This is a genomic window from Mycobacterium sp. SMC-14 (assembly GCF_046250075.1).
Taxonomy (GTDB): Bacteria; Actinomycetota; Actinomycetes; order Mycobacteriales; family Mycobacteriaceae; genus Mycobacterium.
In genome coordinates this window covers 2074609-2096261 of the sequence record NZ_CP176429.1, presented here as the reverse complement: position 1 = coordinate 2096261, position 21653 = coordinate 2074609, and the positions used below count along the sequence as shown (strand labels likewise).

At 70.5% G+C, this 21653-nt stretch carries 16 protein-coding genes; 6 read left to right on the top strand and 10 right to left on the bottom strand.

Going from position 1 to position 21653, the window contains the following annotated elements:
* Positions 1–82 precede the first annotated feature (82 nt).
* The 5 genes from ACKY0W_RS09740 to ACKY0W_RS09720 form a co-directional block, all read right to left on the bottom strand.
* Entirely contained in the window at positions 83–1525 is a 1443-nt protein-coding gene (locus tag ACKY0W_RS09740; protein ID WP_409437379.1) for a dihydrolipoyl dehydrogenase family protein, read from the bottom strand.
* Between the two features lie 152 nt (positions 1526–1677).
* Positions 1678–4161, bottom strand: a complete 2484-nt coding sequence (gene pheT / locus ACKY0W_RS09735) for a phenylalanine--tRNA ligase subunit beta (protein ID WP_409437378.1) — start codon at positions 4159–4161, stop codon at positions 1678–1680.
* Positions 4161–5198, bottom strand: a complete 1038-nt coding sequence (gene pheS / locus ACKY0W_RS09730) for a phenylalanine--tRNA ligase subunit alpha (protein WP_409437710.1) — start codon at positions 5196–5198, stop codon at positions 4161–4163. Before pheS ends, pheT begins: the two co-directional genes overlap by 1 nt.
* Positions 5199–5332: 134 nt before the next feature.
* Positions 5333–9475 carry a PE family protein gene (locus ACKY0W_RS09725; RefSeq protein ID WP_409437377.1) on the bottom strand — a complete coding sequence of 1381 codons (4143 nt, stop codon included), beginning with the start codon at positions 9473–9475 and terminating at the stop codon, positions 5333–5335.
* Positions 9476–9617: 142 nt separating this feature from the next.
* Entirely contained in the window at positions 9618–10523 is a 906-nt protein-coding gene (locus tag ACKY0W_RS09720) for an adenylate/guanylate cyclase domain-containing protein (RefSeq protein ID WP_409437376.1), read from the bottom strand.
* A gap of 155 nt (positions 10524–10678) precedes the next feature.
* On the opposite strand from ACKY0W_RS09720, the gene ACKY0W_RS09715 reads away from it, so the two are divergent.
* Positions 10679–11797, top strand: coding sequence for an oxygenase MpaB family protein (locus tag ACKY0W_RS09715; protein ID WP_409437375.1), 1119 nt, complete (start codon positions 10679–10681; stop codon positions 11795–11797).
* Here ACKY0W_RS09715 and ACKY0W_RS09710 read toward each other — a convergent pair.
* The 4 genes from ACKY0W_RS09710 to infC are packed head-to-tail and all read right to left on the bottom strand — an operon-like array spanning position 11794 to position 13872.
* The gene (locus tag ACKY0W_RS09710) at positions 11794–12576 is read right to left on the bottom strand and encodes a TrmH family RNA methyltransferase (protein ID WP_409437374.1); all 783 of its coding nucleotides are present in this window, start codon (positions 12574–12576) and stop codon (positions 11794–11796) included. The genes ACKY0W_RS09715 and ACKY0W_RS09710 overlap by 4 nt on opposite strands.
* A 14-nt stretch (positions 12577–12590) precedes the next feature.
* Complete coding sequence (gene rplT, locus ACKY0W_RS09705; protein WP_024442881.1) at positions 12591–12980, bottom strand: 50S ribosomal protein L20; 390 nt, start codon at positions 12978–12980, stop codon at positions 12591–12593.
* 53 nt (positions 12981–13033) lie between these two features.
* Complete coding sequence (rpmI, locus tag ACKY0W_RS09700) at positions 13034–13228, bottom strand: 50S ribosomal protein L35 (protein WP_046188963.1); 195 nt, start codon at positions 13226–13228, stop codon at positions 13034–13036.
* 26 nt (positions 13229–13254) lie between these two features.
* Positions 13255–13872, bottom strand: a complete 618-nt coding sequence (gene infC / locus ACKY0W_RS09695; RefSeq protein WP_406759959.1) for a translation initiation factor IF-3 — start codon at positions 13870–13872, stop codon at positions 13255–13257.
* 376 nt (positions 13873–14248) lie between these two features.
* Here infC and lysX point away from each other — a divergent pair, with 376 nt between their 5' ends.
* Genes lysX through ACKY0W_RS09670 form a run of 5 tightly spaced genes read left to right on the top strand, consistent with a single transcriptional unit; the run spans position 14249 to position 20850 of the window.
* On the top strand, positions 14249–17596 hold the full coding sequence (gene lysX, locus ACKY0W_RS09690; RefSeq protein ID WP_409437373.1) for a bifunctional lysylphosphatidylglycerol synthetase/lysine--tRNA ligase LysX: 3348 nt from the start codon (positions 14249–14251) through the stop codon (positions 17594–17596).
* Between the two features lie 59 nt (positions 17597–17655).
* Positions 17656–18996: an alpha/beta hydrolase gene (locus tag ACKY0W_RS09685; protein ID WP_409437709.1), complete on the top strand. Its 1341-nt coding sequence runs from the start codon at positions 17656–17658 to the stop codon at positions 18994–18996.
* An 8-nt stretch (positions 18997–19004) separates the two neighbouring features.
* Positions 19005–19421 carry a DUF6653 family protein gene (locus ACKY0W_RS09680; RefSeq protein ID WP_409437372.1) on the top strand — a complete coding sequence of 139 codons (417 nt, stop codon included), beginning with the start codon at positions 19005–19007 and terminating at the stop codon, positions 19419–19421.
* 10 nt (positions 19422–19431) lie between these two features.
* On the top strand, positions 19432–19671 hold the full coding sequence (locus ACKY0W_RS09675; RefSeq protein ID WP_409437371.1) for a hypothetical protein: 240 nt from the start codon (positions 19432–19434) through the stop codon (positions 19669–19671).
* A gap of 3 nt (positions 19672–19674) precedes the next feature.
* Complete coding sequence (locus ACKY0W_RS09670; protein ID WP_409437370.1) at positions 19675–20850, top strand: winged helix DNA-binding domain-containing protein; 1176 nt, start codon at positions 19675–19677, stop codon at positions 20848–20850.
* On the opposite strand, the gene ACKY0W_RS09665 is transcribed toward ACKY0W_RS09670, so the two are convergent.
* Positions 20777–21619, bottom strand: coding sequence for a hypothetical protein (locus ACKY0W_RS09665; RefSeq protein WP_409437369.1), 843 nt, complete (start codon positions 21617–21619; stop codon positions 20777–20779). The two genes, ACKY0W_RS09670 and ACKY0W_RS09665, sit on opposite strands and share 74 nt — an antisense overlap.
* Positions 21620–21653 lie beyond the last annotated feature (34 nt).

Here is a 21653-nt window from a genome sequence, read left to right as displayed (position 1 = left end):
CGTGCGTGTTTGCCCCGCAACCTGCGGCGTGTCGCGTACAACTACGCACCCTCGCCGCCCGGTGATTGACGGTAGCCGACCGTCAGATCGACCCGGCGTCGCGGTAGGCCTCCAACAACCGCAGCCACACTTCGCTGATCGTCGGGAAACACGGCACGGCATGCCACAGCCGGCTGATCGGCACCCTGGCGGCAACGGCGACGGTGGCCGAATGCAGCAGATCGGCCACGCCGGGGCCGACGAATGCCACACCGAGCAGGAACGATTCGTCGGCGTCGACCACGATGCGTGCGCGCCCACGGTAGCCGTCGGCATGCAGCTTGGCACCCATCACCGCGCCGCCGATCTCCACGTCCACCACCTGCACCCGGTGGCCGGCCCGCTCGGCCTGCTCGGCGGTGAGCCCGACCGCGGCGGCTTCGGGATCGGTGAAGAAGACCTGCGGCACCGCATGATGGTCGGCGGTGGCGGCGTGCACGCCCCATGGGGCGGTGTCCAGCGGTGTCCCGGCCGCCCGGGCTCCGATGGCGGCGCCGGCCACGCGCGCCTGGTACTTGCCCTCGTGGGTCAGCAACGCCCGGTGATTGGCGTCGCCGCACGCATACAGCCACCCCTCGTCGACGGCACGCACCCGCAGGGTGTCGTCGACCTCCAGCCAGTCGCCGGGGGTCAATCCCACGGTTTCCAGCCCGATGTCAGCGGTCAGTGGGGTGCGCCCCGTCGCGAACAGCACCTCGTCGACCTCGAGCTCACTGCCGTCGGTCAGCTCCAAACGCACCGGACCGTCACCCGCACGCGCCAGCTTGGCGACCGAGACACCCGTGCGCACCTCGACACCCGCGTCGGCCAGCCCGCGCGCGACGTATTCGCCCACGAACGGCTCCATCCGCGGTAACAGCCCCGAGCCGCGCACCAGCAGCGTCACCGCCGAGCCCAATCCCTGCCACGCGGTGGCCATCTCCACGCCCACCCCGCCGGCCCCGACCACGGCGAGGCGGCCGGGCACCGACGTGGCTTCGGTGGCTTCGCGATTGGTCCACGGACGGGCTTCGGCCATGCCGGGCAGGTCCGGCAGGGCCGCGCGGGTTCCGGTGCAGACCACGACCGCGTGCCGGGCCGTCAGCGTCACGTCGTCTCCGTCAGTTGCGACCACCACCTGTCGTGGGCCGTCCAGGCGACCGTGGCCGCGTACCAGCGTGGCGCCGATCGCGTCGATCCAGTCCGCCTGCCCGGAGTCGTCCCAGTCCCCCACATAGTGATTGCGGCGACCGAAGACCGCGGCGGCGTCGATCGGGGAACTGACGGCTTCGCGGGCGCCGGCCACCCGGCGGGTGTCGGCGACGGCGAGCACCGGCCGCAGCAGGGCCTTGCTGGGTACGCAAGCCCAATAGGAACATTCGCCGCCGATGAGTTCGCGTTCCACGATCGCCACGGTCAGCCCGGCGGCGCGGACGCGGTCGGCGACGTTCTCCCCGACCGGTCCGGCACCGAGCACGACGACGTCGTAGGTTTCGGGTTCGTGCATCGAGTCGACCCCCTCGAGGTTCACGGTCAGCGACCGGTGGCGACTCTCAGCATGCCCGAGCACGGGGGTTCGCGATAGCCCGCGAGCGTGCCCAGTTGTACGGCTGTCCGCGGCGTGTCGTGTGCAAACACGCACGCTCGCGCCAGGAGGAGTTACCCCCGCAGCGCGGCGCCGACGGCTTCGGCGGCACGCGCGACGGCGGCGTCGCGCGCCGCGCTGGCCTCGTCCTCGGTCAGCGTGCGATCGGCGGCCCGGAAGCGCAGCGCGAACGCCAGCGACTTGCGGCCCTCGCCGACCTGCGGGCCGGTGTAGACGTCGAACAGCGCGATGTCCTCCAGCAGCTCACCGGCGCCCTCGCGCACCGCGTCGGCCACCGCTTGGGCGGTCACCTTCTCATCGACCACCAAGGCCAGGTCCTGGAACACCGCCGGGAACGGCGATACGCGCGGTGCCGGCAGCGCCGTGGCTACCGGGATGGCGTCCAGGTTCAGCTCCACCGCACAGGTGCCCTTGGGCAGGCCGGCGCGTTCGATGACGGCCGGGTGCAGCTGGCCGGCGTGGCCGATCAGGGTTTCCCCGACCAGCACCTCGGCGCAGCGGCCCGGATGCCACGGCAGGTAGGCCCCGGAACGCAGCGTGACCTCGACGCCACTGGCACGGGCGATCACCCGCGCCGCCTCGATGGCGTCGGCGGCTTCGACGGGACGGCCCGGGCCCCACGGTCCGCGGGGTTCGGCCAGGCCGGTCAGCGCCACCGCGATGTGCTGCGGCTGGCGCGGCAGGGCAGCGTCGATCCCGGCGATCTCGGCGTCGGTCGGTCGCCGGGCAGACGTGACGGCCGGGAACTCGGCCAGGCCGGCCGACTGCACCACCTGGGCGATCGCGAACAGTGCGACATCACTCATGCCCCGGGAAACGTTGCGGCCCAAGGCTTCCAACAAGCTGGGCAGCAGAGTGCTGGCCAGCTGGGGCCGGTCGGCTTCCAGCGGGTTGAGCACCGACACCGTGGCTCGGCGCGGGTCGTCGTCGGCCAGACCCCAGGTGTCGAACGCCCCGGCGGGCAAGAACGGCGTGGTGAGCACCTCGACGTAGCCGGCCAGGGCCAGCGACTTGCCGATCGCCCGGCGCCGGCGCTGGGTGGCGGTCAGGCCACGCCCGGCCGGTGCGGCGGGCAGCACCGACGGGATGGACTCCAACCCCTCCAGCCGCAACACGTCCTCGACCAGGTCGGCCGGCTGACGCAGGTCCGGACGCCAACTCGGCGGGGTGACGGTCAAGCGGGAACCGTCGGCCGCCACCTCGCAGCCGATCTGGGTCAGCCGCCGAATGGTTGTGCCGTCGGGATAGGTCACCCCCGCGGTGCGGTCCGGCAGGTCCGCGGCGATCTCGATGGGAGCCTGACTCCAGTCCTGCACTGGCGGGTCGCCGCGCCAGTCGGTCAGACCGGTACCGATGACTCCCCCGGCGATCTCGGCCAGCAGCGTCGCGCAGCGGTCCAACACCGCCACCGAGATGGCCGGGTCCACGGAGCGCTCGTAGCGCCGAGCGGCCTCGCTGGGCAGGTGCAGCCGCCGCGCGGTCCGCGACACCGCGGCGGGGTCCCAGATCGCGGCCTCCAGCAGCACATCGGTTGAGTCATCGCGCATTTCGGTGCTGCCCGAGCCCATCACGCCACCGATCGCTGCGGTGGCGACGTCATCGACGATGAGCACGTCGACCGGTTCGAGCTTGCGTTCGATGTCATCCAGCGTGGTGACGGTCTCGCCGGCCGCGGCGAAGCGGACGTCGAATCCCCCGGTGATGCGGGCCCGGTCGTGGGCGTGCATCGGGTGGCCGAGTTCGACCATGACGTAGTTGGTGGCGTCGACGGCCGGCGAGATGGCCCGGATGCCGCACAGCGCCAGGCGACGTTGCAGCCACCACGGCGATACCGCCGCCGGGTCGATGCCGGTGACGCTGCGCAGCGCGAAGCGGCGCACCCCGGTGCCCGGCTGCACGCTCAGCGGCCAGGCCTCGCCGTCGGCGGGCAGCGCCGGCACCGCAGCCGGGTCGGCGAAGTCCAGGTCCAGCGCGTTGGCGATGTCGCGCGCCAGCCCGCGCACCGACATGCAGTAACCGCGGTCCGGGGTGATGGCCAGCTCGTAGACCACGTCGTCGAGACCCAGCACCGCCGCGGCGTCCGCACCCGGCTCAGCGGTGCCTTCGGGCAGCACCATGATGCCGGAATGGTCGGTGCTCAACCGTATTTCGGACGCCGAGCAGATCATGCCGTCGGAAGTGCGGCCGTAGGTCTTGCGGGTGGCGATGGCGAAATCACCGGGCAGCACCGCGCCGGGCAGTGCCACGGCCACCAGGTCGCCGACGGCGAAATTGGTGGCGCCGCAGACGATGTCGCGCGGCTCGGCTTCGCCCACTTCGACGCGGCAGGCCCGGATCGGCTTCTTGAACTCGGTGAGTTCCTCGATCTCGACGACCCGGCCGACCTTGAACGGGCCGGTGACCGGCCCCAGGGTGTGCACGTCCTCGACCTCGTGGCCGACCCGCAGCAGCGCCTGTTCCATCTCCTGGGCGGTGATGTCGAAGCCCGGCGCGCCGGCGATCAGGGTCTCACGCAACCAGCTGTAGGGAATACGCATCAGGCGCCCACCCCGAACGGCAGGGAGAACCGGACGTCACCTTCGACCATGTCCCGCATATCGGGGATTCCGTTGCGGAACTGCAGGGTTCGCTCCAATCCCATGCCGAACGCGAAGCCGGAGTACTCGTCCGGGTCGATGCCCACCGCGCGCAGCACGTTGGGGTGCACCATTCCGCAGCCACCCCACTCGACCCAGCCGGGACCACCTTTCTTGCCCTCGAACCAGATGTCGACCTCGGCCGACGGCTCGGTGAACGGGAAGAAGTGCGGCCGGAACCGGGTGCGCGTGGCCGGCCCGAATTCGGATTGGGCGAACGCGTCTAGGGTGCCGCGCAGGTGCGCCATGGTCAGGCCGCGGTCGACCGCCAGCCCCTCGACCTGGTGGAACACCGGCGTGTGGGTGGCGTCGAGCTCGTCGGTGCGGAAGGTGCGCCCGATCGAGACCACGTAGACGGGCAGTTCACGGGCCAGCAGGGCGCGGATCTGCACCGGGGAGGTGTGGGTGCGCAGCAGTTGCCGCGATCCGGACGGCGCGATGTGGAAGGTGTCCTGGTCGCTGCGCGCGGGGTGATCGACCGGGAAGTTCAGCGCGTCGAAGTTGAAGTGCTCGGCTTCGACCTCGGGGCCCTCGGCCAGTTCCCAGCCCATCGCGACGAAGGTGTCGGCGACGTGTTCGGCCAGCATGGTGATGGGGTGGCGCGCCCCGACGGGCTTGCGCGCCGAGGGCAGGGTGACGTCGATGCTCTCGGCGGCCAGTACGGCGGCATCACGCTCGGCGCGCAGGGCCGCCAGGCGCTCGTCGTAGGCGCGCTGGGCGTCGGTGCGCACGGCATTGACGCGCTTGCCCGCGTCGGCGCGGTCGGCCTTGTCCAGTTTGGCCAGCGCCTGGCGTGCCAGTGCCAGGGGCGCCTTGTCACCGAGGTGGTCGGTTTTGGCGTGGGCCAGCGCATCCAGGTCGGCGGCCGCGCTGAAGGCGGCCTGCGCCGCCTGTAGCGCCGAGGTCAGGGTCGCGTCGGAGACGACGGACTGGGCCAACTGTTCAGCAGGCTGATTGCCCACGGACGAAACTCCCCCTACTGGCTGTGATTTTGGCTGAGACGCAAGCGTCGATCTTATCGACATGACGACGAAAGCCCCGCACGCGGTGTGCGGGGCTTTCATCGTGTGGGTTAACTCCCGGACGCCGGGGACTTGGCCGGGGCGCCCGCACCACCGTCCGCACCCGTACCGCCGGTTGTGGTGGTGGGTGCAGTGGGCTTGACGGGCGTGGTGCCCTTGTCGGAGCCGGACGCACCACCGATGCCACCGGTACCGCCCGAGCCACCCTTGACGCTGCCGATGCCGTCACCGCCGTCACCGCCGTTGCCGCCCTTACCGCCGGCCTCGGTGGCGGCACTGTTGCCACCGTTGCCGCCGTTGCCGCCGGAGCCGACGATGACGCCCTGGCCGTTGGTCGGAGCGGTGCCGCCGCTGATGAGCTCGCCGCCGTCGCCGCCGTTGCCGCCGATGCCGCCGGCCCCGCCGGTGCTGCTGCCGCCGGCGCCGCCGTTGCCGCCGTTGTGGGCCCGCCAGGTCGCGTCGCCGCTGTTGCCGCCGTTGCCGCCATTGCCGCCGTCACCGGTGGTGCCGGTGCCGCCGGCCCCGCCGTTGCCGCCGTTGCCGCCGGAGCTGAACACGTTGCCGCCGCCCGTACCGATTGCGCCCGTGCCGCCGTCACCGCCGTCGCCGCCGGTCTTGCCGTTGCCACCGGCGCCGCCGTTGCCGCCACTGCCGCCGAAGTTGAGGATCTGGCCCTTGCCGGCCAGGTTGCCGTTGACGTCGTTCCAGCCGGTTCCGGTAGCACCGTCTTGGCCGTCGCCGCCGTCGCCGCCGTTGCCGCTGGTGCTGGCGCCGCCGGCACCGCCGCTGCCGCCGCTGCCGCCGGTGATGGTGCCCTGGCCGGCCGTACCGCCGTCGCCGCCGGCACCGCCGTTACCGCTGTCGCCGGCGTCCTTGGCGGTGTCGGTGGCGGCGCCACCCGCGCCACCTGCGCCGCCGGCACCGCCCCAGATGACCCGGGTACCGGCGTCGCTCGCGGCTTCTCCACCGTTTCCACCCAGGCCGCCCGCGCCGCCGTCGTAGTCGCCGCCGACGGACGCTCCACCGGCTCCACCGGCGCCACCGGCACCGGAGACACCCAAGATGGTGCCGGACCCGAACTTGCCGCTGAAGCCGTCGATGCCCCAGGTGCCGTCGGACTTCCAGCCGGTCGCGACGGCGCCGTTACCACCGGCCCCACCGTCGCCGCCCTTGCCCAGACCGGTGACCGCGCCGCCCTTGCCGCCCGCGCCACCGGCACCGCCGTACTGGGTGCCGGCCTGGCCGTTGCCGCCATCGCCGCCGGCACCGCCATTGCCCTTGACCGCGGCGCCGCCGGCGCCACCGGCACCGCCGTTGCCGCCCTTGGTCAGGGTGCTGGGGTCGTCGTCCTTGACTGGCTTGTAGGCGTCGCCGCCATCACCACCGTTGCCGCCGTTGCCGGTCGCGGTCCCGCCGGCACCGCCATTGCCGCCCGCGCCGCCATTGCCACCGGTGGCCGGGTTATTGACGGTGGGGTCGCCGGGGTTGCCGCCCGTCGGAGGCTCGATGTAGCCGCCGCCGTCGCCGCCGTTGCCGCCGTTGCCGTTGGTGCCGCCGGTGCCGCCGTCACCGCCGGCGCCGCCGTTCGGATGCAGGTTGTCACCGAGTGCGGCGGCACCGTCGCCGCCGTCGCCGCCATGCACGCCGCTGTAGTCGGCGGCAATCCCTGCGCCGTCGGTGCCCTTGGTACCGGCCGCGCCGCCGGTACCGCCGGTGCCGGCCGCGCCCGCGGCGCCGCCCTTACCGACCGCGCCGGTGTTGCCGGCGTTGCCGCCCTTGCCGCCGGAGCCGTAGTCGTACTGGCCCTTCTTGTCCCAGTCACCGTTGGCGCCGTTGCCGCCGTTGCCACCCGCACCGCCGGCACCGCCGTCACCGCCGCTACCGCCGTTGCCGTTGACGCCCTTGGTACCGGACGTCGACGCGCCGCCGTTGCCGCCCGCGCCGCCCTTGCCGCCGTCGAAACCGGCCCCGCCGGTGCTGCCGTTGCCGCCGGCGCCGTTGTTGACACCGACCGTGCCATCGCCGCCGTTGCCGCCGGTCACTCCGTGGTCGCCATCACCGCCGTTGCCGCCGAGGCCGCCCTTACCGCCGTTGCCGGAGTCCGAGGCACCGCCGTTGCCGCCGACGCCGCCATTGCCGCCGACGCTCTGGGAGCCCTCGCCGCCATCGCCGCCGTTGCCACCGTTGCCACCGTTGCCGGTGGTTCCGGTGCCGCCGTTGCCACCGGCACCGCCGTTGCCGACGTTGTGGCTGTCGCCACCATTGCCGCCATTGCCGCCGGAGGTGTGGGTGGCGTCGGCGTTGGCGCCGTCACCACCGGCGCCGCCGACGCTGGGTTCGGTGGGCCTGCCGCCCGCAGCGCCCTCGGCGCCGACGTTGGCGCCGTCACCGCCGGCCGCGCCGCCCTGGCCACCGTTGCCGCCCGCGCCGTTGTCGCCGGCATCGCCGCCGTTACCGCCGTTGCCCGTACCGCCGTTCGCCCAGGTACCCGCGGCACCCTTACCGCCGTCGCCGCCCGCGCCGCCAGCACCCCCGGCACCGCCGGCCCCGCCATTGCCGTACTTGCCCGCGACGCTGCCCGCGCCGCCGCCGGCAGCGCCGCCTACGCCGCCCTTACCGCCCTGACCGCCGTCGAAGCCGGCCTTGCCGCCCGTGCCGACGCCGCCGTTGCCGTCCCCGCCGTTCTCGAAGCTACCCGCTGCGCCGTCCGTACCCGCGGCACCCTCGTGCCCGGCGCCGCCGGCGCCACCGACCCCGCCGCTACCGCCGTTGCCCGCCGTGGTGCCACCGGCACCGCCGGTTCCACCGATACCGCCCGTGCCGCCCTCGGCGTCGTCGTAGGCACCGCTGAGCCCACCGGCACCACCGATGCCACCCGAGCCGCCGTTGCCGATCTTGCCGCCGTCACCACCGGTGCCGCCATTGCCGCCAGTGCCGGCTCCATGCGTCTCGTCGAATCCGGCGCCGCCGGCGCCGCCGGTACCGCCGGCGCCACCATTGCCGGTGTCGCCAGCGTCAGCGCCGGTGCCGCCCTTGCCGCCCTCGCCTGCCTCGTGGGTGGCGTCGGCGTCCGCGCCGCCACCGCCGGTACCGCCCTTGCCGCCATCGCCAAGGATCGCGCTGTTGTCGGCACCGGCCGCGGCCTTGCCGCCGAACGCCCCGCCCGTGCCGGCGTCGCCGCCCTTGCCGCCCATTCCGGCCGCGCCACCGTTGCCGCCGGTGCCGCCGTCGCCGTCGTTGTGGGCGAAGTCACCCGCGGCACCAGTACCGCCCTGGCCACCCGCTCCGCCGATACCACCGGCACCGCCCGCGCCGGCGCCGCCGAACAGGGAACTGGCGCTGCCGCCCTTGCCGCCATTGCCGCCGGTACCGCCGCTTTCGCCGACACCACCGACGCCGCCGGTAGCCCAATCACCGGTCGTGCCGGTCTCACCGACCTGGCCAGCACCACCGGCACCGCCTGCACCACCAATGCCGAACATCCAACCGTTGGCGGCGCCGCCGTCACCGCCGTCACCGCCCAAACCGCCGACGCCACCCGCGCCGCCGATGCCCATGATCGAGCCGCCCAGGCCGCCCGCGCCGCCGTCACCGCCCAAACCGCCGACGCCACCGGCGCCGCCGTTGCCGAACCAGCCCGCGTTACCCCCGACGCCGCCGCCGATGGCCGCGTCCGCGTCCTCGTCGGCGCCCGCGGAGTAGCCGGCGCCGCCGTCGCCGAACCAGAGGCCGCCGTTGCCGCCGTTGACGCTCTCCGCAGTGCCGTCCGCACCATTGCAGATCAGGCCGCAGTAATCCGGATTCGTGTTCAGCGAGTTGACCATGTCGATGAACCAGGCGTTGGCCGAGTTGTCGATGAAGGACTCCATGGAGGTGTGGAGCGGCTGGTAGACCAGCGCATTCCACAGCAGCGACATGCTGAACTCCGGGGTCGTGTCAGCGGCGGAACCCGGGTCTGCCGACGCGTTGAACCACGATCCGATGTCCCAAGCGTTGCTGTCCCAACCGCTGCCCGAGTCTGAGACGGGGGTGAACAGGTCAGTCAGCCAGTCGAAGTCCCAGTCGGCCCGTGCTGTGGGAGCCGCCGCCAGCGGGGCCATGCCGAACGCCAGGAACGCCGCCGCCGTACCGCCGGCACCCACCAGCCGATTCGTCTTACGGCGGTTGTTCCGACGCTGCTGCCGACCTGACATGATTCCCCGCTTCTGCGTTAAGGCGACCTGTGTAAACCGGCCAAATAGTTATGTTGCTCACCGCAGGGTATTCCAAGGAACGGGGTTCATCCACTCGTGCGCGGCAATCTGACCGGCCCACAAGGAAGTTAATGACGTGCAATCAGTCGGGGTCTGAGGGGTTCTGGCGAACTGCCTTCAGGCGGTACATCGTCAGATCCGCCGGGACGCCGCTGGTCTTGGCCGCGAGCACCTGACGGCGCGCCCGCTTGGCAACCACACCCAGCTCATCGAGGGCGGCGGGATCGATGCGTTCCAATGTCGGCCCGGAGATCACGATGCCGCCCTTGGTGGCGCGCTCCATGACCCGTGCGGCGATATTGACGTCCACGCCGAGCCAATCGTCGGCCAGCCGCTGCGGCCGACCGGTGTGGATGCCGACCCGCATCCGCGGCGTGTGCCCGTTGACCTCGACCTCACGGATGGCCTCTTGTGCCTCCAGGACCGCGGCCACGGCCACCAGCGGGTCCCGGAACACGGCCATCAGGCCGTCACCCATCCGTTTGACGATGCGGCCGCCGGCATCCAGCACCGGCGGCTCGATCGCGCGCGACACCCGTCGCAACAGAGTGAGGGTGGCGTCGTCGCCGGACCGTAGCGACCACGTCGAGAAGCCGACCAGGTCGGTGAAGACCAGCGTCGCCTCGGCACTGCCCGGCGCCCGCGACATCCGTTGGGTCAGGGCCTGCCAGACCTGCAGGGCGCCCAGGCTGACTTCGCGGGAGGCCGCGGAGCGATCTCCCATCAGGCGGTCGGCCGCCCTCGCAGCGGTCTGCGGTCCGCCATCCCCGGCGGTCGAGAGCGGGTCGCCGAACTCGGGGTCTCCGGGCAACACCCGCCGCACGCGCCGAACCAGGTCAACGATCCGGACGTCATTGGTGGTGCGGTTCAGCCACGCTGCGGCCTCATCGAGGGAGAACGACGGGCGGCGGTCGGGGCTGGGCTGGTCGGGCATCTCCACCGCCTCCCCGAGCCCATCAGCCTGCCGAGGGGCCGGCTCGAGGTCCATGAGACTCAGGGTAGGTGGCGCCCGCCGACACCGGCAACGACCGCCACAGTGGCACACGCCACGGTCGGCGATTTTGACGCGACGCGCCACACCTAATGTAGACAACGATCGTTGTCACAATTATCGTAGTTTCAGGTTCCCAGACAGGAGACGTGATGACCGTTACGCCGACCGCGTCCGTTGAGCAGGCCCCGGCGCCCGCCGACGAAAACACCCCGAGCGCTGCCACAACCGCTCCCAAACCCGCTGCCGCGGTAGAGCCGTTGAACTCCGAGTCGTTGACGTGGAAGTACTTCGGCGACCTGCGCACCGGGATCATGGGCGTGTGGATCGGCGCCATCGAGAACATGTACCCCGGCCTGGGCGCAGGCGTGACCGAGCACTCCAGCATCTTGAGCGAGCCGATGCAGCGCGTGACGCGGTCGGTGTACCCGATCATGGGCGTGGTCTATGACGGCATCCGGGCCCAGCACACCGGCGCCTCGATCCGCGACTACCACCGCGACATCAAGGGCGTTGACGAGAAGGGCCGGCGCTATCACGCACTGGACCCCGACACCTTCTATTGGGCGCACGCCACGTTCTTCATGTTGATCATCAAACTCGCCGAATACTTCGACGGCGGGCTCACTTTGGCCGAGAAGCACCAGCTCTTCGACGAGCACGTGCGGTGGTACCAGATGTACGGCATGAGCATGCGCCCGGTGCCGAAGTCCTGGGAAGAGTTCTGCGAGTACTGGAACCGGGTGTGCGAGGACGAGCTGGAGCTGACACCGGCCGCCATCGACATCTTGAACATCCGCATCCCCAAGCCGTGGTTCGTCCCGATGCCCGACGCGGTGTGGCACCAGATGTTCAAGCCGGCGCTGGCCGCCCAACGCTGGGTGGCGGCCGGACTGTTCGAGCCGGTGGTGCGGGAGAAAGCCGGTCTGCGCTGGTCGGAGGGCGACGAGGTACTGCTGCGGCTGCTGGGCAAGGTCAGCCACGTGGCGTTCAGCTTCGTGCCCGACGAGATCCGGCTGCATCCGCGCGCGCTGGCCGGATACCGACGCGAGCAGGGCAAGATCCCCAGCGACACACCGCCGATCGAAGCCCCGTGGTTCAGCGGACCACCAAAAGACAGGCGGCGCAGCGGAATGCACTACGTCCCGCCGGTGAGCCAGGGCATGAAGCTGGTCGAGCGGGCCGGGGCGCTGATGCACAGCACCTTCTCGCTGGCCGCCGGCAGCGGCCTGACCCCGCGTCCGCCGCGCCGCAAGCCCAAGGCCGCCTAAGCGCGGCGCTGGGCTCGCGCGCTCTGGTAGAGGCAGATCGCTGCTGCCGCAGCAACATTGAGACTCTCGGCGCCGCCTGCCATCGGGATCTGCACCCGGTGGTCAGCGGCGGCCGCCGCCTCGGCCGGCAACCCCTGGGCCTCCGGACCGAACAGCCACGCGGTGGGCGCGACCAACACCGGATCGGCGTCGTCGAGGTTCAGTTCGCCGTCAAGGGCCGTCGCCAGCACCTGCAGGCCGGCCTCCCCCAGTGCGGTGAGCACGGCGTCGGTGTCGGCGACCACGACGACCGGGATGTTGAAGATGCTGCCCGCGGACGAGCGCAGGCACTTGCCGTTGTAAGGGTCGACGCTGTTGCCGGTCAGCACCACCAGATCCGCGCCGGTGGCGTCGGCGATGCGGATCAGGGTGCCGGCGTTACCGGGCTCGCCGATGCCCACGGCCACCGCCACCAGCCGCGGAGCCTCGGCCAGCAATGTGGCCAGGTCTGCCTCGACATGCGCGCACACCGCGACCAATCCGGCCGGGGTGACGGTGTCCGACAAGGCTTTTGCCGCGCGGTCGGTGACCAGTTGGACCGGCACCTGTGCGCAGGCCAGCAGATCGTTATGACGTTGCGCCGCCGATTCGGTGGCGAAGACCTCGAGGACAAGGCCGCGAGCGATCGCGGCCTCGATCAGATTCGGCCCCTCGGCCAGGAAGCGCTGTTCGCGCTTCCTGGCCACGTGCCGATGCAGTTTGACCGCCGCGACCACCCGGGCCGAACGTTCGGTCAGCATCGGCTCGGTTCGGGTCAGGCAGCCTCGCCGGACGGCGCGTTGACATCCTCGGGCAGCGCGGCCCGGGCGACCTCGACCAGCGCGGTGAACGCAGCCGCGTCGCTGACGGCGATCTCGGCGAGGTTCTTGCGGTCCACCTCGACACCAGCGGCCTTGAGGCCCTGGATCAGCCGGTTGTAGGTGATGTCGTTGGCGCGGGCCGCCGCGTTGATGCGCGAGATCCACAGCTTGCGGAACTCACCCTTGCGGGCGCGACGGTCCCGGTAGGCGTAGGTCATTGAGTGCAGCTGCTGCTCTTTGGCCTTGCGGTACAGCCGCGACCGCTGGCCACGGTAACCCTTCGAAGCCTTCAGGACTGTACGGCGCTTCTTCTGGGCGTTGACTGCGCGCTTCACGCGTGCCATGGGGTGTTCCTACTCTCGTTGGGCGTAAGGGGGTTGCAGTGCGGAAGCGGCTGTTAGCCGTTCAGCATCGCGTTGACGCGCTTGGTGTCGCTGGCAGCCACCTCGGTGCGACCGGCCAGCCGGCGCATGCGCTTGCTCGGCTTGTGCTCCAGCAGGTGGCGGGCGTTGGCCTTCTGCCGCACGATCTTGCCGGTTCCGGTGCGACGGAACCGCTTCGAAGCGCCGCTGTGGGTTTTCGCCTTAGGCATGTTTCCTCAGTTCTGGTGTCGGGTGTTCAGTTCTCGGGCTGCGGCTCTGCCGCGTCCGCCGCGGGGGCGGGTGCGGGGGCTGGCTGAACCGAGCCTCCGCCGGCATCCTCTGCTGCCTTGGCACGGGTTTTCGCGCCGCGGTGCGGTGCCAGCACCATCGTCATGTTGCGTCCGTCCTGCTTGGCGGAGGTCTCGACGAAGCCGTACTCGGCGACGTCGGCACCCAGCCGCTGCAGCAGGCGGTAGCCGAGTTCGGGCCGAGACTGCTCACGGCCGCGGAACATGATCGTCACCTTGACCTTGGCCCCGGCTTCGAGGAAGCGGACCACGTGGCCCTTCTTCGTCGCATAGTCGTGGTCGTCGATCTTGGGACGCAGCTTCTGTTCCTTGACGACGGTCTGCTGCTGGTTCTTGCGAGACTCGCGCTCCTTCTGAGCCGCCTCGTACTTGTACTTGCCGTAGTCCATGATCTTGCAGACCGGCGGTTTGGCGGTCGGTGCGACTTCGACAAGGTCGAGATCGGCATCCGCGGCGACGCGAAGCGCATCCTCGATGCGCACAATGCCTACCTGCTCCCCGCCCGGGCCGATCAAACGAACCTCAGGTACGCGAATGCGCTCGTTGACGCGGATCTCAGTGCTGATGGGACCTCCTTGGGTAGTCTTCGGTCGCGGCCGCCGCAGTGCTCGTCCGGACGCAGCGGCGCTGACCCCACCCACCAGCAAAAAAGCCCTGCACGAAGCAGGGCCCATACCGACCGATCACGGCCTGAACAACATCAAGCCGCCTGCGCACCGCGCAGAGCAGGCGGTTCACACCGCCTGCGACCGGACCACTGAGCCTGTAAGGATTACTCCTCGGCTAGTGGTGGGAGGGAACTCCACTTGCTGTCCTGGCGTACGCCGGGACGGTCGCGTTAGGGAGTCTAGCAGCTGTATAGCGCTGCTTTCTCCCGGCGATCGCTCCCACCGGCGATTCCTCACATACATTTCGCGGTTTTCCTGCTTATTCTCGCGCCTTATGACGTTGACTGTGCCGCTCGGGCCGCGCTCGCGTAGCCGCGCGACCACCCGGTTCCACTGGGTGCCCGCGGCGGCCGCCTGGGCCGTCGGTATCGCCGCCACGTTGTCGTTGCTGGCGAGCATGTCTCCGGTGATCCGGTGGGCCATCCGGGTACCGCGCGAATTCATCGACAAGTACCTGTTCAATTTCCCCGACACCAGCCTGGCCTGGGCATTCGTCCTGGCGCTGCTGGCCGCCGCCCTCAGCGCCCACAAACGCATCGCCTGGTGGCTGCTGATCGCCAACCTGGTGGTCGCCGGCGGCTGGAACGTCAGCCGGCTGGTGTCGGACACCTCCGACCGGTTCCAGGTCATCAGCGGCCTCGCGGGCCTGGTGCTGCACGTGGTCGCGATCGTGGTGTTGGTGGCAGCCCGCGGTGAGTTCTGGGCCAAGGTACGGCGCGGAGCACTGCTCAAATCCGCCGCGACGCTGGTCGCGGGCTGGGCGGTGGCGATCCTGCTGTGCTGGGGGCTCATCGAGCTGTTCCCGGGGACGGTGACGCGCCCGCTGCGGCTGCCCTATGTGGTGAACCGGGTCGTCGGCTTCGGCCTGCTCGAACCGGACTTCTTCCCCGGCAAGCCGGACTTCGGGCTCAAGGCCCTGTGCGGGCTGCTCGGGGCGCTGGCCCTGATCATCGCGGCCATTGTGCTGTTTCTGTCCCAGCGCTCCGACAATGCCCTCACCGGGCAGGACGAGTCGGCCATCCGCGGGCTGCTCGAGCAGTACGGCAAGAACGATTCGCTGGGCTATTTCGCCACCCGCCGCGACAAGTCGGTGGTGTTCGCCCCCAACGGGCGCGCCGCCATCACCTACCGGGTCGAGGTGGGCGTCTGTCTGGCCAGCGGTGATCCGGTGGGCGACCCGCGGGCATGGCCGCAGGCCATCACCACCTGGCTGCGGGTCTGCAAGGACTACGGCTGGGCGCCCGGAGTGATGGGCGCCAGCTTCGCCGGCGCGCAGGCCTTCCGCGACGCCGGCCTGAGCGCCCTGGAACTGGGCGACGAGGCGATCTTGCGGCCCTCGGAGTTCAAACTGTCCGGACCGGACATGCGTGGAGTGCGCCAAGCGGTCACCCGGGCCCGCCGCTCGGGCCTGACGGTGCGGATGCGCCGGCACGGCGAGATCGGTGCCGAGGAGATGGCGCGGGTCATCGAACACACCGACGCGTGGCGCGACACCGAATCCGAGCGCGGGTTCTCCATGGCGTTGGGCCGCCTCGGCGATCCGGCCGACGCCGACTGCCTGCTGGTCGAGGCGGTACGCGGCGATCCGCGTACCGGTGAGGTAGTGGCGATGCTGTCACTGGTGCCGTGGGGCCACAGTGGGGTGTCCCTGGACTTGATGCGCCGCTCACCGCAATCCCCCAACGGCACCATCGAACTGATGGTCAGCGAATTGGCACTGCAGGCCGCCACCATCGGCGTCAGCCGGATCTCGCTGAACTTCGCGATGTTCCGCGCCGCCTTCGAGCAGGGTGCGCAGCTGGGCGCCGGTCCGGTGCTGCGACTGTGGCGCCGGCTGCTGATGTTCTTCTCCCGCTGGTGGCAGCTGGAGACGCTGTACCGCTCGAACATGAAGTATCGGCCGGATTGGGTGCCGCGCTACGCCTGCTACGAGGACGCCCGGCTGATCCCCCGCGTCGGGGTGGCCTCGGTGATCGCCGAAGGCTTTCTGGTGCTGCCGTTTTCGCGGCGCAACGAGCAGCACACCGGCCACCACTCCGCCGTGCCGGCGACGATGGCCGCGTCCGGGCGACTGCACAGCGACGGGACGGCGCCCGACGACGTCACCAGCGGCACTGCCGGCGAGTTCACCGAGGGAGCCGGGATGCTCCCCCGGCTGCCCGAACAGGTCCGCGTCCGGATGGCCAAGCTGAAGTCGCTGCAGGACAACGGCGTCGAGGCCTACCCGGTGGGGACGCCGCCCAGCCACACCGTGAGCCAAGCCCTGGCCAGCGGCACCGAGGAGACCGTGTCGGTGGCCGGGCGGGTGTTGCGGATACGCGACTACGGCGGCGTGCTCTTCGCCCAGCTGCGTGACTGGTCCGGTGAGGTACAGCTGCTGTTGGACGATTCGGTGCTCGCGCAGGCCGGCGGCGACGCGCGCGCCGCGGACTTCAGCGCGGGTATCGACCTCGGCGACCTGGTCGAGGCGACCGGCCGGATGGGTCACAGCCGCAACGGGACACCGTCACTGCTGGTGGCGAACTGGCGGCTGGTCGGCAAGTGCCTGCGCCCGCTGCCCGACAAATGGAAGGGCCTGACCGACCCCGAGGCCCGGGTGCGGACCCGCTATGTGGACCTGGCGATCAACACCGAGGCGCGCGAGTTGATCGCAGCCCGCAGCAAGGTGCTGCGCTCCATCCGCGACACCTTGTTCGGCAAGGGATTCCTGGAGGTCGAGACCCCGATCCTGCAGCAGCTGCACGGCGGGGCCAACGCGCGTCCGTTCGTCACCCACATCAACGCCTACGACCTGGACCTGTATCTGCGGATCGCCCCGGAGCTCTACCTCAAGCGGCTGTGCGTGGGCGGGGTGGAGCGAGTGTTCGAGCTGGGACGGGCATTTCGCAACGAGGGTGTCGATTACAGCCACAACCCGGAGTTCACCCTGCTGGAGGCCTACCAGGCTCACGGCGACTACCTGGCCTGGATCGACGGGGCGCGCGAGCTGATCCAGAACGCCGCGCTGGCGGCCAACGGCGCGCCCGTGGTGATGCGCCCCGGGGCCGGCGACGCGCTGGAAGCGGTCGACATCTCCGGGCAGTGGCCGGTGCGCAGCGTGCACGACGCGGTGTCCGACGCGCTCGGCGAACAGATCGACGCCGGCACCGACCTGGCCACGCTGCGCCGGTTGTGTGACCGCGCCGGCGTCCACTACCTGCGGCAGTGGGATGCCGGGGCGGTGGTGCTCGAACTCTATGAGCACCTGGTCGAGGCCCGCACCGAACAACCCACGTTCTACACCGACTTCCCCACCTCCGTCTCGCCGCTGACCCGGCCGCACCGCAGTAAGCCGGGGGTGGCCGAGCGGTGGGACCTGGTGGCGTGGGGCGTGGAGCTGGGCACCGCCTACAGCGAGCTCACCGATCCGGTGGAGCAGCGCCGCCGCCTGCACCAGCAGTCGCTGCTGGCCGCCGGCGGCGACCCGGAAGCCATGGAGCTCGACGAGGACTTCCTGCAGGCCATGGAGTACGCGATGCCGCCCACCGGCGGACTGGGCATGGGTGTGGACCGCGTCGTCATGCTCATCACCGGCCACAGCATCCGCGACACGCTGCCGTTTCCCCTGGCCAAGCCGCGCTGACCGGCATTCCGGTTCATCATGGAAGGGTGATCCTGGCGAGTGGCGAACACACCTCGCTGATGCACGGCTGGATTCCGGTCACGGTGCAGGCGGCGGCGGTGGTGTCGCTGATCCTGGCCGTGGGCTGGCGGTCGCGCCGCTGGCTGTGGCGGCTCCCGTTGATCGGCGGCCTGGGCCTGGCGGCGGCGGCGTTCGCGTACTGGTTCGTCACCGACGACGGCCTGTCCGGCCAGCCGCCACCGGTCGCCCTGTGGGTGTGGATCGCGCTGACGGGCGGCGCCGCGGCACTGCTGGTCTTGGGCTGGCGGGGTGCGGCCTGGTGGCGCCGCGCCATCTCCCTGCTGGCGGTGCCGCTGTGTCTGCTCAGCGCGGGATTGACGCTCAACGCCTGGGTCGGCTACTTCCCGACCGTGCAGAGCGCTTGGGGCAACCTGACGTCCGGGCCGCTACCCGACCAGAGCGACATAGCCGCGGTAACCGCGCTGGCCGGGGTGGGCAGACTGCCCACGCACGGCCATGTGTTGCAGGTGTCGATTCCCGCCGACGCCTCGCATTTCAAGCACCGCGGCGAACTGGTGTACCTGCCGCCGGTGTGGTTCACCCAAAGTCCACCGCCGGCACTGCCGGCCGTGATGATGATCGGCGGCGAGTTCAACACGCCCGCCGACTGGCTGCGCTCAGGCGGCGCCATCAAGACCGTCGACGACTTCGCAGCCGCCCATCACGGCAATGCACCCGTCCTGGTGTTCGTCGACTCGGGCGGTTCCTTCAACAACGACACCGAATGCGTCAACGGGCCCCGCGGTAACGCCGCCGACCATCTGACCGAAGACGTGGTGCCGTATGTGATCTCGCACTTCGGCGTCAGCCCCGAACGGTCGCACTGGGGTGTGGTCGGCTGGTCCATGGGGGGCACCTGTGCGGTCGACCTGACCACGATGCACCCGGACAAGTTCAGTGCCTTCGTCGACATCGCCGGCGATCTCAGCCCCAACGCGGGAACCCGCTCCCAGACCATCAGCCGGCTCTTCGGCGGCAGCGCCGACGCCTGGGCGGTGTTCGACCCGGCGACGGTGATGGCCAAGCACGGCCGGTATTCCGGGGTTTCGGGTTGGTTCGCGGTCAACGGCAGCGCCGCGGCGAACGATGTCGGCGGCCAGCTCGCCGCCGCGCGGTCACTGTGCGCGCTGGGCCAGGCCAACGGCATCGACTGCGCCGTGATCACCGAACCGGGCCAGCATGACTGGCCGTTCGCCGGGCGGGCCTTCGCCAACGCCCTGCCTTGGCTGGCCGGCAACCTGCATACTCCTGGTGTGCAATCGGTTCGGCTTCCCGTGGTGGCGACCCGAGACGCTGCCGAGCCGGCACCTGTCCCCCACGTCCAACCCGCGAGTCGGTGATCCCCGCGATGTCGACCATCTCCCGCGTCCGCCGCGCCATCTTCGCCCGGCATGCCAACCCGTGGAGCGCCTGGAGCCGTTGGGCGACGACACCGCTGATCCTGGTTCCGGTGTGGCGTCGTTCCTGGCGCGATGCGGCATGGGTGGCGGTGTGGTTCGCGCTGAACCCGGTGATCTTCGCGGCGCCGGTTGACCGGTCGGCCTGGTCGACGCGCGCGATGCTCGGCGAGGAACAGTGGGTTGTTGCTCGGCCGCGCGATGCCGCCCTGCTGGTGAATCTGGCCGGCAGCGTCGCGACCGCGGCCGCGCTGCGCAGCGCCCGCCGTCGGCAGCTGCTGCCAACCGTCATCGCAACGGCGATCGCGATGGCGCTGACCATGGGCTACTGGGCATTGATGGTCCGCTACTTCGATCGCCGCCGGTAACGTGTCCACCATGGGTGACGATCCGAATAACCCGCAACCCGACACCGGATACGACGACACCGGCGTGCCGACGTTCGAGTCGGTGCGCGAGAAGATCGAGCGGCGCTTCGAGACCTCGATCGGCGCCCAGGAGCTGGATTCCGAGACACCCGAGGGCCGCACCGTCGAGAAGGAGTTCGAGGACCGCCGGCGTGCGGCAGCCGACCGGCTGGAGCAGATCCGCAAGTCGATGCACGAGCGTGAGCACTGACCGGTGCGGACCTTCACCATCGCCGAACGGCGAAACCGTTTGGCGCGCCGGCATTTTCTTGCCCCCGACACCGCTGGTGAGCCGATAGACCGGATCGCGGCCACCTTGGTCGGGCTGCACGCCACCGATCCTGCGACCCCGTACCTGTCGCTGTGGGCGCGACGCTCGGAGTTCGCCGTGGCGGACTTGAACGACGCGCTGTATGAAAAGCGCTCACTGGTCAAGCATCTGGCGATGCGCCGCACCCTGTGGGTGTTCGATCCCGCCGATCTGCCCGCCGTGCAGGCAGCGGCCAGCGACCGGGTGGCCGACACCGAGCGGCGCCGGCTGATCGCCGAAGTGGCCAAAGCGGGTGTGGCCGCTGACGGCGAGAAGTGGCTGAGCCAGGCCGCCGCCGCGGTGCTACGCCACCTCGAGGAGAACGGCCCGGCCAACAGCGCCGCGTTGCGCGCGGCCCTGCCCGAACTGGCCGGCACCTACGATCCCGCGCCCGGCAAGTCCTACGGCGGCCAGACCCATCTGGCGCCGCGCGCGCTGACCGTGCTCGGCGCGCAGGGCCACATCGTGCGGGGCCCCAACGACGGAGGCTGGACCTCGTCGCGGCCGCAGTGGACGACCGCTGCGAGCTGGCTCGGTGATCTCGGTGCCCCACTCAGCACCGAGCCGGCGCAGACCCAGCTGATCCGAACCTGGTTGCGGGCGTTCGGCCCGGCCACCGCCGAGGACATCAAGTGGTGGTTCGGCACCACCAAGACCGCGGTCCGCAGGGTGCTGAGTGAGATCGGCGCCGTCGATGTCGACCTGCACGGCACGCCCGGCTATGCGCTGGCCGACGATTTGGAGCCCGAACCCGAGGTCGAGCCGTGGGGTGCGCTGTTGCCGGGGCTCGACGTCACCACGATGGGCTGGTATCACCGCGACTGGTATCTCGGCGAGCACCGTGGCCAGCTCTTCGACAACAACGGCAACGCCGGGCCCACAGTGTGGTGGAACGGCCGGATCGTGGGCGGCTGGTATCAGAATGCGGCCGCCGAGGTGCAGCTGCAGCTGCTCGAGGACCCGGGCGCCGACGCCCGCGACACGCTGGCGCGCCGGGCGCGCGAGCTCACCGCGTGGCTTGATGGGGTGCGGGTTCCGCCGCGGTTCCCGTCGCCGCTGGTGAAGGCGGCACAGCGCTGAGGGCGTTGTCTCTCGAAGCGGTGAACTGCTTCTGGAGCGTCGCGTACCCCCAGGCCAGCACCAGCCAGGGCGCGATCAACCACGGACTGTTCAGCAGAATGAACTTGAGGCCCAGATCCATGAAGCTGGCGGTGTTGATCGACGGGAAGCCGGCGATGATCTCGGTGCCGTAGTAATACCAGGTCAGGACGGTGTGCGTGACGGCCGTCGACATCACCAGCAGGGTTCCCCGGTAGTCGGTGAACTTGGAGCGGAACAGCAGGACGAGTCCGGTGACGCCCACGCAGGCGTTGATCACCGACAGCACCTCGATCATCAAGAAGTTGGGTTCGGCGTCCAGATAGCGCAGGTCGCCACCGTCGATGTAGTTCCACCAGGGATACGCCCACGCCGCATCGCGGGCGCCGGCGATGGCCTTGTGCAGGATCAGCCAGCCGAGCTCCCAGGTCAGATGCGTGACGTAGGAGCAGATCACGAACGGCAGAACGACCGCCTGGAGGCGCTGAAATCGGGTCCACGTCCGAAGTGACGGTAGCGGCAGGAACGCCGCAAAAATGCCCAGGAAGTAGGCAACGGTCGCCTGCACGACCATGGCGTCGGCGATCAGGGGACGGTCGAGGCCGCTGTGAAATGCCAAGTAGCTGTACACCGGAAACGCCAGGGCCAGCGAGCCGAACGCGACAATCCAGACGATGCGCAGTCCGCGCGACCGCGGAAGTGTCGCCGAAATCTGCGGTGAGTCGTCGCGGCTCAGCTCTGCCGTCGCCATCAGCGCACCTCTATCTGTCTCGATCGGCCACCTC